The sequence below is a fragment of the Streptomyces boluensis genome (assembly GCF_009908195.1).
GTDB lineage: Bacteria > Actinomycetota > Actinomycetes > Streptomycetales > Streptomycetaceae > Streptomyces > Streptomyces boluensis.
Map to the genome: position 1 here is coordinate 1 of NZ_JAAAHS010000229.1, position 12,417 is coordinate 12,417.

At 69.5% G+C, this 12,417-nt stretch carries 11 protein-coding genes; 8 read left to right on the plus strand and 3 right to left on the minus strand.

Annotation, left to right across the window (positions count from 1 at the left end; all coding sequences use genetic code 11):
* From GUY60_RS24650 to GUY60_RS24665, 4 genes are all read left to right on the plus strand, one after another.
* Nucleotides 1-512, plus strand: a 512-nt coding sequence (locus GUY60_RS24650) for a GTP-binding protein (RefSeq protein ID WP_161701471.1), incomplete at its 5' end; no start/stop codon positions are given.
* A complete protein-coding gene (locus tag GUY60_RS24655) occupies nt 509-1,078 on the plus strand; it encodes a GAF domain-containing protein (RefSeq protein WP_161701473.1) in 570 nt (189 codons plus the stop codon). The genes GUY60_RS24650 and GUY60_RS24655, both read left to right, overlap by 4 nt.
* 81 nt (nt 1,079-1,159) lie before the next feature.
* On the plus strand, nt 1,160-1,888 hold the full coding sequence (locus GUY60_RS24660; RefSeq protein WP_161701475.1) for a DUF6333 family protein: 729 nt from the start codon (nt 1,160-1,162) through the stop codon (nt 1,886-1,888).
* A gap of 144 nt (nt 1,889-2,032) precedes the next feature.
* On the plus strand, nt 2,033-2,347 hold the full coding sequence (locus tag GUY60_RS24665; protein ID WP_161701477.1) for a DUF1330 domain-containing protein: 315 nt from the start codon (nt 2,033-2,035) through the stop codon (nt 2,345-2,347).
* Nucleotides 2,348-2,870: 523 nt separating this feature from the next.
* Here GUY60_RS24665 and GUY60_RS24670 read toward each other — a convergent pair.
* The gene (locus tag GUY60_RS24670) at nt 2,871-3,881 is read right to left on the minus strand and encodes a LacI family DNA-binding transcriptional regulator (RefSeq protein ID WP_161701489.1); all 1,011 of its coding nucleotides are present in this window, start codon (nt 3,879-3,881) and stop codon (nt 2,871-2,873) included.
* Nucleotides 3,882-4,229: 348 nt separating this feature from the next.
* Here GUY60_RS24670 and GUY60_RS24675 point away from each other — a divergent pair, with 348 nt between their 5' ends.
* The 4 genes from GUY60_RS24675 (at nt 4,230) to GUY60_RS24690 (ending at nt 7,807) form a co-directional block, all read left to right on the plus strand.
* On the plus strand, nt 4,230-5,093 hold the full coding sequence (locus GUY60_RS24675; protein WP_161701479.1) for an ABC transporter permease: 864 nt from the start codon (nt 4,230-4,232) through the stop codon (nt 5,091-5,093).
* 140 nt (nt 5,094-5,233) lie between these two features.
* On the plus strand, nt 5,234-6,256 hold the full coding sequence (locus GUY60_RS24680; protein ID WP_161701481.1) for an ABC transporter substrate-binding protein: 1,023 nt from the start codon (nt 5,234-5,236) through the stop codon (nt 6,254-6,256).
* Nucleotides 6,253-7,083 (plus strand): ABC transporter ATP-binding protein, encoded by an 831-nt coding sequence (locus tag GUY60_RS24685; protein WP_376771319.1) that lies wholly within the window; start codon nt 6,253-6,255, stop codon nt 7,081-7,083. The genes GUY60_RS24680 and GUY60_RS24685 overlap by 4 nt, the downstream gene beginning before the upstream one ends.
* Nucleotides 7,084-7,297: 214 nt before the next feature.
* Entirely contained in the window at nt 7,298-7,807 is a 510-nt protein-coding gene (locus GUY60_RS24690) for a GNAT family N-acetyltransferase (RefSeq protein WP_187370117.1), read from the plus strand.
* 47 nt (nt 7,808-7,854) lie between these two features.
* Here the strand turns inward: GUY60_RS24690 and GUY60_RS24695 are convergent, their stop codons facing one another.
* Both GUY60_RS24695 and GUY60_RS24700 read right to left on the minus strand, forming a co-directional pair.
* Complete coding sequence (locus GUY60_RS24695) at nt 7,855-8,760, minus strand: sugar phosphate isomerase/epimerase family protein (protein WP_161701485.1); 906 nt, start codon at nt 8,758-8,760, stop codon at nt 7,855-7,857.
* 75 nt (nt 8,761-8,835) lie between these two features.
* On the minus strand, nt 8,836-12,300 hold the full coding sequence (locus GUY60_RS24700; RefSeq protein ID WP_161701487.1) for a ThuA domain-containing protein: 3,465 nt from the start codon (nt 12,298-12,300) through the stop codon (nt 8,836-8,838).
* Nucleotides 12,301-12,417 lie beyond the last annotated feature (117 nt).

Sequence of the window (12,417 nt, forward strand, 5' to 3'; positions counted from 1 at the left end):
CCTTCGTCGGCGCGGTCAGCGAGATCGAGCCGCTCAGCACCGAGGAGTTGCTCACCACGGTCAGCGCGGCCACCGACAGCCTCGAAGGCATCGAGGACAAGACCACCACGACCGTGGCGATGGACTTCGGGCGCATCACCCTCGACGAGCGCCACGTCCTGTACCTCTTCGGCACCCCCGGCCAGGAGCGCTTCTGGTTCATGTGGGACGAGCTGTCCGACGGCGCGCTCGGCGCGGTCGTACTCGCCGACACCCGGCGCCTGGAGGACTGCTTCTCCGCCGTCGACTTCTTCGAGCGGCGCGGCATCGGATTCGTCGTGGCCGTCAACGAGTTCGACGACTCCTACCGCTACGAGCCGGAGGAAGTGCGCGCCGCGATAGACCTCAAACCGGAGGTTCCGGTGCTGCTGTGCGACGCGCGGATCTCCAACTCCGGCGTCCAGACCCTGGTGACCCTCGTCCAGCACCTGCTCTCCACCACCCAGGCCCCGAGCTACGGAGCACACACATGACGTACGACCCGACAGGGCACCTGCTGCTGACCCCGGTGGACAAGGAGGCTCCCGGCCGGGTGCGGAGGCTGCGCCAACTGGGCCTGGGGGAGCGCCCGGACGACGCGTTCGACGCGTTCGCGGACCGTCTCGCCGAGGTGATCGGGGCGCCCTACTCGATGGTCAACTTCATCGACGAGAACCAGCAGTTCTTCGCCGGTCTGCACGCGCCGCAGGGCGTGGACGCGGAGTCGGGTTCGGGTGAGTCCGGGGCGGCCGTCGGGGTCAGCCGCTACATGGCCCGCGACCACGGCTACTGCCCGCATGTGGTGGTGCGGCGCAAGGCCCTGGTCCTGGAGGACGTCTGCGACTACCCGCGCTTCGCGGGCAACCCGGTTGTGGACGAGATCGGCATCCGCTCCTATCTGGGCGCGCCGCTCATCGACCGTACGGGCATGGTCCTCGGCACCGTCTGCGTGGTCGACACCGAGCCGCACCCCTGGGGCCGGGCGGGGCTCGCCACCATCAAGTCCCTCGCGGCGGAGCTGACTGAGGAGATCGGCCGCCGGGAGAACGTCTCGGGTTGAGCTGCCGGTCTCGTTGACCCGAGGGTCCAACTGGGCGGCGCACGGCGGGTGTTGTCAGTGCTCGTCGGTACGGTGGCGACCATGGACGAGAAGAACTACTGGACGTGCCCACCCGAGGCGGAGGTGCGGGGCGGGGGCGAGTTCACGGTCACCCTTGTGCTCCCGCCGTTCACGGACCACGCGGCGGCGTGGCCGCACAACGACCCTGTACGGGCAAGGGAGTTCGCGGCCTCCTTCGGCACGGTCGAGGAGATCGTCGCGTACGAGGGCGAGCACACCATCAGCCACGGCTTCGGCCTGCAGACCCGCGACGATCTGGAGTGGATCGAGGTGGGGGTGTGGGACAACGTCATCGGCATATCGGACCCTTCGCTCGCGGACCGAGGCCTCTCCTGGCCGGTCCTGGAGCAGGTCCGTGACCTCGCCGCACGGTTCCCCGAGGCGCGGATCGTCGGCTCGTCCTCGGTGGACCGCGGGGAGACCCACGAAGAGGTGGCGTGGGCGGTGCCCGGCTTCGACGTGGTGCACTCCGAGGGCTGGCCGTGCAACGACGACCCGGAGGTGTGGACCCTTGAGGGCGACCCGCAGGCAGTTCTGGACGCCTGCGGGGTGACCGCGCGGATGGCGGAGGAGGCCGACATCGAGTTCCACCCTGACTCCCCGGCCGACACGTACTGGGGCGGACTCGGCGAGTTGATCCTCGGGACCAACTGCCCGTGGCGGCGCCGGAAGGCACGCACGTCGATCTTCCGGGTCCGGCATACGCACGCTGCTACGGATCTGATGGAGGAGAACTGGCTGGACGTGTAGCCGAAGGGTAAGGCGGTCCGCGAGGTCTTCAACTGAGCTTGTGTGGAAGGGGAGTTGGGGTTCCGGGCGGCACGGAACGCCTTGAGCGTAGTGTCGCCTGCGGCGACATCCGTACACGCTGTGCCCGAGGGAACGGGGAATCCCATGCCTGCCTACGTCATCGTCAACGTCGATGTGCTCGATGAGGAGGCCGGCCTGGCCTACGCTGCCGTGGCCCAGAAGTCCATCCTCGACCATGGCGGCCGATACCTGGTCGCGGGCCCGACGCCCGAGCCCGTCGAAGGCACCTGGGACTCCTCCCGGTTGGTGGTCCTGGAGTTCCCCGACATGGACCGGATCCGGGAGTGGTACGACTCGCCGGAGTACCGGCGGGCCCGGGAGATACGCGAGGGCAAGTCCCGGGTGGGAATGCTGTTCGTCGAGGGCTCACCGCCCGAGGGCTTCTCCCTCCCGGCCTAGGGAGTGTCTCCCCGATCTTTGCGGGTCCGCGACGCTCCCCCGGCCTTCGGCCGGGAGGTGCCCCCAGGCACGGCACCTCGACGCACGCCCGAACCACCCAAGTACGTCCCGTACGAGGGCGATCCGGGCGCACGCCGATGCACCGTCCCCCAAGCTCTCGGCTGCGCTCGAGCAGGGAGGTACCCCCTCGACGCCGCGGCCTGATCCGCAAAGATTGGAGAGACACTCCCTAGCCGCGCCGTTGATGTGATGAACCCAGGAGAGGTGCGTGCCGAGGGGCTGGCCGTGTCCGGCACGGTGCTGTCGGGGGCGAGTCCGGTGCCCGGGGGTGCTGGCGGGCGTTGAGCTTGGCAGGGCGGTGTGGCCGAGGGCGGGGGCCGTGTCCGGCGCCGGGGTGCTGCCGGAGGCCCAGGTCGGCACGGCGGCGCTGTCGAACGCCGAGTCCGGCACGGCCGTGCAGTCGGGTGCCGAGCTCGGCGCTGTGGCGTAGCCGGCCGGGCCGCCAAGTCCGGCGGGGCAGGCGCTAGTTGTGCGGTCGCCCCGTACTCGCCCGCAGCACCACCTCCGCAGGGATCCGCTCCACCCGTGAGCGGGCCGTGCGCGGTTCCCGTAGCGCCAGGGTGATCGCGCTGTGGCCCATGCGGTGCAGCGGCAGGGCCACCGTGGTGAGCGGCGGGGTGAGTTCGCGTACGAGGGGGATGTCGTCGAAGCCCGCGAGCGACACGTCGTCCGGGACCCGCAGGCCGCGCTCGCGCAGGGCCGCGAGGGCGCCCACGGCCATCACGTCCGTCACCGCGAACACGCAGGTGGGCGGCGGGCCTTGGGCGAGGAGCTCGAGGGCGGCCGCGTGGCCGCCGTCACGGGTGAACGCGCCGCGCACGATCCGCCCGGCGGGCAGCGGCACCCCCGCCGCCGCGAGCGCGGAGCGGAACCCGGCGAGCCGGTCGGCGACCGTGGTCAGCTCGGGCGGACCGGCAAGCACCGCGAACTCCCGGTGCCCCAGGGCCAGTAGGGCGCGCGCGAGTGCGGCGGCACCCGCGCGGTTCTCCGGCAGTACGGTGTCGACGCGCAGGCTGCGGTGCCGGCTGACCACGGCGACGCGGCCGCCCGCGCGGGTGTACGGGGCGAGTTCGGCGTCCAGCGCGCGTTCCCAGCCGCGGTCCTCGATGCCCGAGCCGATCAGCAGGATGGCGCGGGCGCGCTGGGCCCGCAGCATCGACACGTACGCGATCTCCCGGCCCTGGTCGCGGAAGGTCGACGCCAGCATCACCAGGAGCTCCTGATCGGCGGCGGCGCGCATCACGCCGCTCGCTATCGCCGCGAAGTAGGGGTCGCTGACGTCGTGACAGATCACGCCGACCGTGTTGTTGGAGGCGCTGGCGAGGGCCTGCGCATGGGCGTTGGGGATGTAGCCGAGCTCGGCGGCCGCCGCGAGGACCCGGCCGCGCAACTCCTCGCGTACCCGGGCCGTGCCGTTCAGCGCGCGCGAGGCGGTGGCGGGGGAGACACCCGCCGCGGCGGCCACGGTGTGCAGGGTGACGGGCGGCGGCGGTTCGGTGCGGTGCGCGGTCCGGCGCTCCTGGCGCTCCTGGCGTGGACGTACCCGTTCACTCACTGCGCCCCCTTCGGGCGTCGAGGGGCCCCGGCCGGGCGTCTAGGGGGCGTCTCCCCGGTCTTTGCGGGTCCACGACGCCCGCTAGGGGGCTCCGGAAACTTCGGGACGACCTATTGACCGTGCTGTCGAGGGGTCATTAGCGTGGCCGACATGTTAGCAGAAAGCGCTTTCTGAAAGCGGTTTCGCAGGAACCTCTCCCGTCGGCCGTACCTTCGGCCCAAGCTCCCGTCGACTCGCCAACTGCCGCCCAAACCAGGGGAGTTACCCGTGAGCCAGAGCGCACTGTCCGCTCCGCCCGTGAAGACGGCGGGGGTCGCCGTCCGAGAGCGCCCCGGACTGCGCCGCCGGGCCGTCGAGGCGGCGGAGCAGAGCTGGCGCCCCGTCGCTCTGCTGCTCGCCTGCTTCGCGGTGTGGTGGGCGATCGCAGCGGCGGAGCTCGTCGAGCCCTATCTCGTACCGTCGCCGGGTGCCACGCTCGATGTCCTCGTCGACAAGTCCGACTACCTGTGGCAGCACAGCTGGATCACCACGTACGAGACCCTCCTCGGCTTCGTGATCGCCGTGGCCGTCGGGGTGCTCGCCGCCGTCCTGATGGTGTACTCGGCCACCGTCGAGAAGACGCTCTACCCGATCCTGCTGTTCGCCCAGGTCGTGCCGAAGATCGCGATCGCGCCGCTGTTCGTGGTGTGGCTCGGCTTCGGGATCGCGCCCAAGATCCTGATCGCCGTCCTGATCGCGTTCTTCCCGGTCGTCATCTCCATGGTCACCGGCCTCAAGGCGGTCGATCCGGAGATGCTGCAACTGTCCTCGACGATGGGCGCGCGGCCCTGGCAGACCTTCGTGAAGATCCGCCTCCCGGCCTCGCTCCCGCATCTGTTCTCCGGGCTCAAGGTCGCCGTAACGCTCGCCGTGACCGGTGCCGTCGTCGGTGAGTTCGTCGGCGCCAACGAGGGTCTCGGCTATGTGATCCTGCAGGCCAACGGCAACCTCGACACCCCGATGCTGTTCGCCGGGCTGCTGGTGATGTCGCTGATCGGGGTGGTCCTGTTCGTCGTGGTCGAGATCGCCGAGAAGTTGTTGCTGCCGTGGCACGCGAGCCGCAGGGACGCGTCGATGACGACCTCGTACTGAGCCGCGACCGAACCCTCCGCCGTACGAAATGCCGTACCGAATTGCCGTACCGGATTCCCGTACCGGATTCCCGTACCGGATTCCCGTACCGAATTGCCGTACCGAAATGTCGTCCGTCCACCCGCGAAAGGGCCGCCCCGATGACCCCGCGCAGATCCCTGACCGGTCTCGTCCCGCTGCTGCTCGTCGCCGCCACCGCGTGCGGCGGGGACGACTCCGCGACCAGCACCAGTGACTCCGGCAAGCAGCTGGACAAGGTGACGCTGACCCTCAACTGGTACCCGTACGGCGAACACGCGCCCTTCTACTACGGCAAGCAGCGGAAGATCTTCGAGAAGCACGGCATCGACCTGGACATTCAGGCGGGCCAGGGCTCCCAGAAGACCGTGCAGGCCACCGGTGCCGGGCAGACCGACTTCGGCTGGGCCGACACTCCGGCGGTGCTCGCGGGCGTCGAGTCGGGCGTCCCGGTGAAGAGTCTCGGCGTGTACCTGCAGACCACGCCCGCCTCCGTGCAGTTCTTCGCCGACCAGGGCATCGAGAAGCCCGCCGACCTCAAGGGTGTGACCGTCGCGGGTACGACGGGCGACGCGCTTTCGCGTACGTTCCCGGCGTTCCTGAAGGCCAACGGGCTTGCCGAGTCCGACGTCAAGGTGCAGAACACCGACCCGGCGGGCAAGATCGCCGCGGTGATCTCCGGCAAGACGGACGCACTCCTCGGCTACGCCAGCGACCAGGGCCCGATCATGCGGGACAAGGCCAAGAAGGACGTCTCGTATCTGCGTTTCTCCGAGCACGGCCTCAACTTCTTCTCCAACGGTCTGATCACCGGCGAGCGCACCCTCACGGGCAGGAAGGACCTCGCCGCCCGGATGGCCAAGGCCGTCAGCGAGTCCTGGGCCGCGGCCGAGAAGGCACCCGGTCCCGCGGTCGCCGCGATGGACGGCGCGTCCGACCAACTCCCGCCCGAGAAGGTCCTGTCGGAGCAGTTCAAGACCACCCTGACCCTGCTGCACACCGACACCACCGAGGGCAGGGCGCCCGGTGTGAACGACGAGGCCGACTGGCAGCAGACCATCGACGTGTTCAAGGACGCGGGCATGGTGAAGAAGCCCAAGCCGGTCGCCGACTACTGGGCCTCGGACACGGCCGTGAAGGACTGACCATGCCGAACGACACGACCGTCCACCAGTCCCTCGGCACCCCGCGCGGCGCCGCCCTTCCGGCCGTCGGGATCGACGCCGTCGACGTGCGCTTCCGCACCAGGAAGCGCGATGTCACCGCCCTCAGCGGGGTGTCGCTCGACGTGGCCATGGGCGAGTTCGTGGCCCTCGTCGGCCCCTCGGGATGCGGCAAGTCGACGCTCCTGAAACTCGTCGCGGGTCTGCTCGCACCGTCCACGGGTGAGGTCCGGCTGCAGGGCGAGGCGGTACGCGGGCCGCGCCACGACATCGGGTACGTGTTCCAACGCGCAGCACTCCTGGAGTGGCGCTCGGCACGCCGCAACATCCTGCTCCAGGCCGAGATGCGCAAGATGCCCACGGCCCAGGCACGCGCACGTGCCGACCAACTCATCGGCATGACCGGCCTGCAGGGCTTCGAGGACGCCTACCCGCACGAGTTGTCGGGCGGTATGCAGCAGCGCGTCGCCCTGTGCCGGGCGCTGCTGCACGAGCCGCCGGTGCTCCTTATGGACGAGCCGTTCGGCGCCCTGGACGCGCTGACCCGCGAGCAGATGAACGTCGAGCTGCACCGCATCTGGCGCGACACCGGCACCACGGTGCTCCTGGTCACGCACTCCATTGCCGAGGCCGTGTACCTGGCCGACCGGGTGGTCGTGATGAGCCCGCGCCCCGGCACCATCAGGGAGATCATCGACGTCGGCCTGCCCGCCGAGCGGGACTACGCCGAGACCATGGCCCGCCCCGAGTTCGCCGAGGCCACGGCCCACATTCGGGGGTTGCTCGGGACGGCGGCGGCGGGCGACTGAGCCTTTCCTCATCCTCCGACTTGCTCCACCGGCGCGCCCGGGACACGTTCCGGGTGCGCGGGGCACGTCCCGGGGAGCGCGCGGAAACGTCTGCGTAACACCCCCTGCATACGCTCGTGCGGTGAGCACAGACACGGGTACGGGCATAGGTACGAGCACGGGTCCGAGCACGGGCACAGGTACGCGTACGCAGTCGGGCACCGAGGCCGTCGAGCTGCTCACCGGTGCCCAACTCCACGCCCTGGCCGACGAGTTCGGCGATCTGCTCGTCGACATCGTGGCCGGCGGCAACTCCCTGGGTTTCCTCGCGCCCTTCGACCACGCCGAGGCCGCCGCGTGGTGGCGGGCCCGCGCCGCCGACGTGGACGCTGGGCGACAACTCCTGCTCGCCGTACGGCAGCAGGGCCGCCTCTTCGGGACCGTGGGCGTCGCCCTGACCGACAAGCCCAACGGCCGCCACCGCGCCGAGATCGTCAAACTCATGGTGCACAGCGCGGCGCGCGGCCTGGGCCTCGGCCGTACGCTGCTCGCCGCCGCCGAACGGGCCGCGGTGACGCACGGGGTGACCCTGCTCGTACTCGACACCGAGACCGGCAGCGGCGCCGAGGGCTTCTACCGGGCGGCGGGCTGGACCGAGGTGGGCACGATCCCGGACTTCGCCGCGGACCCGCAGGGCGTACTGCGTCCGACGACGCTGTTCTACAAGCGGTTGGCGCGGGGCTGAGAGGGCACACCGGCGCCCACACCGGCGCCCCCTCAGCCCCGCCTCCGTCAGTAGCGCAGCGCGGCCAGATACGCGTAGCTGTTACGGGCCGTGGCGAACGGGTCGGCCGGGGAGTCGTGCTCCACCAGCCACTGCTTGACCCCGCCGGTGTGCGCGTCCTGGAACATCGCGGCGAAGTCCAGCGTCCCGGAGCCCACGTCCGCGAACGAGCCGTCCGGCGCCATGTCCTTCACATGCAACGCCGGGAACCGGTGCGGGTGTTGCACGAAGTACCGTGCCGGGTCGGCGCCGCCCTTCGCCGCCCAGTACACGTCGAGCTCGAAGCCGACGAGCTCCGGGTCGGTCTCCTCGACGAGGATGTCGTACAGCACCTCGCCGTCCACCGTGGCGTGGTCGTTGCCGTGGTTGTGGAACAGCAGCCGTCCGAGCCCGGCCTCGCGTGCGGCCTGCCCGATCCGGTTGAACTCCCTTGCCACCTCCCGGAATCCGGCCGGAGTGTGCAGCGCGCCCGGCAGGCTCGGCACCACCGGCCACGCGGCGCCGAGGGTGTGCAGATCGGCCAGCGCCTGGCCGAGCCCGGGGCCGCGCAAGGTGTCGTACGCGACGTGTTCGAGGACCGCGCGCAGGCCGGTGGCGTCGAGCATCCGCCGGATGCCGGCGGCGCTGTTCCCGTGCCGTCCGCTGACGCCGACCGTGGCGTAGCCGATCTCGGCGAGCCGCTCCAGGGTGCCGTGGAAGTCCACGGCCAGCGGGTCGCGCATCGTGTACAGGTGCATGCCGATGCCGCCGCGCGGAATGAGCCGCGCCGGCCGGTCGGTCGCGGTCGTGGCTTCCGCCGAGGTCGTGGCCCCTGCCGGGAACGCGGCGACGGCCGCCGCCGCGAGCCCGAGGGACGTGCCGAGGAAGGCACGTCTCGTACCGGGTGCCGTGCTGAATCGTGAGCGTGATCGCATGGAACCTCCCTCACTTCACTTCAGGTTGCTTCAACTCAGGTCGCTTCACTGCAGGTCGCTTCACTGCAGGTCGCTTCACTTCACGTCGACGCGGACCGCGCCCGTACTGGTGTCACCCTTGTCGTCGGTGACGGTCAGGTGCGCGGTGTAGCTGCCCTTGCGCGCGTACGTGTGCTCGGCGGTCGCGCCCCCCTCGCCCGCGGGCTTCGCGTTGTCCCCGAAGTCCCAGTGGTACGAGGCGACTTGACGACCCGGCAGCAGATTCACCGTGCTGCTCAACTTGACCGCGAGCGGCGACGGTCCGTCGGCGGGAGCGGCCGCGAGCTCCACCTGGGAAGCGGGCTGTTTCTCCACCCCGTGGCCGTTGAAGTGCAGCCAGTCGAGGGAGAGCAGGTCCGCCTTGCCCTCGGCCCACTCAGGGTTGGTGAAGACCGCGTACAACTTGACGCTCTTGCCCGGGTCCTTGAGCGTGGCCGTCGGGGAGACGATCTTGCCCCAGTCGCCGGTGTCCGGCACCGACACCTTGCCGAGGAGCTCACCGGTGGGGGAGTCCGCGCGGAACTCGATGTCGCCGCCGAGCCCGGCCGAACCCGCGCCGACCGTCACGGACTCCACGCCCTTGAAGTGCGCGGGCGAGAAGCTGATCCAGTCGCCGTGCTCGATCTCCCCGAGCCGCTTGCCGCCCGAGGCGTCGGCGTTGGACACCCGTTCGGCGCCGCCGTGCGCACCGCCCGTGGTGGTGAAGTGCTCGGCCTCCCGGAACGTGGTGCGCAACGTCAGCGCGTCCGACCCGGTCAGCGCGGGCACCCCGCCGGGGCCGCCCTTGTCCTCGTACTGCGCGGTGATGCCGTAGTACAGGTTCTGGCCGGGGCCGTGGCTGTCGCCCGCGTCCGTGACGATCTCGCCCTCGCAGCCCGTGTAGTTGTCCAGCGGGTGCAGATGTGAGTCATGGCCGAGCTGCGACTGCACCACGACCCGCGAGCAGTCGATCGTCCCGTCCTCCGGGTCGGTCACCTTCACCTTGAACGGAATGGTGTCGCCGAACGCGAACATGCCCCCGTCGTCCGGGGTCTGCACAGTGACCTCCGGCCGGGTGTTGCCCACGGTCACCTCACGTACCGCAAGCGCGGTCAGATCCTTCGGCGCGGTCACCTTCAACCGCGCGCTGAACCGGCCGTTCTTCTCGTACGTGTACGTCGGGTTCGGCTCCGTCGAGTCGGTGCTGCCGTCACCGTCCAGGTCCCAGGCGTACGTCACCGGGGTCCCGTCGGGCAGCCCCGAACCCTCGCTGGAGAACTTCACGGTCAGCGGTCCAGGGCCGTTGTCGGGCGTGGCGGAGATCCGCGCGTCCGGCAGCCGGTCGTCACCGACGTAATCGATGCGATAAATGCCCGCACCCTCATTGGCGCCACCGCGCCCCGTACCGCTGCCGACACCGAAGTCGATGACGTACATGGCCCCGTCAGGCCCGAAGTCCGCGTCGAAAGGCTGGTTCCACTTCATGTCCTCGAACACGGAGTTGATGGAGTGCAGATCACCCGCCTTCGCCGCCGGGAACCGCGGATCGCTGAAACTCTGGTCCTTCTGCTGGATCGAGAAGGACTTGAAATATGTGCGGGTCAGCTCGTAGTTCAGCCACTTCCCCTCGAACGCCTCGGGGAACTTCGTGCGGTACGTGTTGTCGGCGTCGTAGTCGTACACCGGACCGCTCATCGGGCCGCCGCCACCGGTCCCCAGCTCCGGGAACTCGGCCGAAGTCGAATAGGCGTACCAGACCAACGCCTTCTCCGCCGCCGGGAGTTCACGCAGACCTGTGTTGTTCGGCGAGTCGTTCACCGGCTTCGCGCAGTCGAATTTCGCGCCGGACGTCTTCGTCGCGAAGTCGTAGTCGTTGAACGGGGTGTTGTCGCCGATGCAGTACGGCCAGCCGTAATTGCCCGCCTTCGTGATGCGGTTGTACTCGACCGTGCCCTCGGGCCCCCGGTCCGGCTTCGCCGTCCGCGCGTCCGGGCCGTAGTCCGCAACGAGGAGCGCGCCGCTCAGCGGATCCGTGGTGATGCGGAACGGATTGCGCATACCCATCGCGTAGATCTCGGACCGGGTCTTCTCGGTGCCCGGCGCGAACAGATTGCCGTCCGGAACCGAGTAACTCCCGTCGTCCTTCGGCGTGATGCGCAGAACCTTGCCGCGCAGATCATCGGTGTTCCCTGAAGTGCCCTGCGCGTCCCAGGCACGACGGCCCTCCCGCTCGTCGATGGGGGCGAACCCGTCCGAGGCGAACGGGTCGGTGTTGTCCCCGGTGGCGACGTACAGATCGCCCTTCTTGTCGAACGCGATCGACCCCGCCATATGAGAATTCGCGCGGCCCTCGTTCCGGTACGTCGGAATCGTGAGCAGCCGCTTCTCGGACGCCATCTCGACCTTGCCGCCGCTCTCGGTGAACCGCGACAGATTGATCCGCTTCTCGGTCTTGTCCGAATGCAGCAGATACAGCCAGTGGTTGTCCTTGAAATCCGGGTCGAGCGCAAGGCCGAGCAGCCCGTCCGACTGACTCGTCATCTCCGGCGTGTACGCGAGGTCGAGCGCCGTGCCGACCTGCAGCGTCTCCTGGTCGATGATCTTCAGCTTGCCGGTCCGCTGGATGAAGAACACCCGCCGGTCCGGGGCCACGGCCAGCTCGAACGGGTCGGCCAGATCCTCGGTCGCCAGCGGCGTGCGCTGGAACGCGCCGGTCTTGCTCGCCGTGCAGTCACCTGGCTTTGTGCCCGCCGCCCACTCGATCCCGCCGAGCAGATGCTTCAGGAATGCCTCCTCGGAGAAGGCCGCCTTGTCGTGCCCGCCGGCCGTGAACCAGGAACGGCCGCCGTCGTAGTTCTGGCACCACGACCACGGATGGTCGACGCCCTCGTCCAGGCCGGAGATGCCGTCGCGCACCTTGATCTGCGCGAGGGTGTGCACCTTGCCGGTGGGATTGGTGCGCCAGTTGTACCACTCCTCGCTCCGCTCCCAGAGCTCGGGCAGCCCCTTCGTGGAGGGGTGCGCCTGGTCGAGGACCTTGATCCGCCCGGTCTGCACGGCCGGATGCTTGTCGAAGATCGCGCCGACCAGACCCTCGTACCACTCCCAGTCCCGCTCACTCGCGGACGCGGCATGCAGGCCGACCCAGCCGCCACCGCCCCGTATGTACTTCTGCAGGGCGGCGCGCTGCGCGGAGTCGAGCAGATCGCCCTTCTCCGGCGTGGAGTTGGTGTTGTTGAACACGACCGCCTGGAAGCGGCCGAGGTTGGCATCGGTGAACGCGCCCGCGTCGTCGGTCGCCTCCACCTCGAAGCCGTGCTCACCGCCGAGCTTCTTGATCGCCTCGATCCCGGCGGGGATGGAGTCGTGGGCGAAGTTGGTCACTTTGGAGAACACGAGCACACGAAAGGGCGCCGCCTGCGCGGGAGCCGGAACAGCCGAGACTCCGATCGCGAGAAGCAGCGCCAGCAGAGCGAGTAGGGCGATGAGAGGTCTTCGGGCAGCAGAACTCAGATGACTCATGTGCGCTCCCGGGGCTCGGGGGACGGCTACGGGTACGGGTACGAGCAGGATGTAGAAAGCGCTTTCTGAGGGTGCGGCGTTCAGGGTCTGTCTCTTATACACAGCTTACGCTGCCGA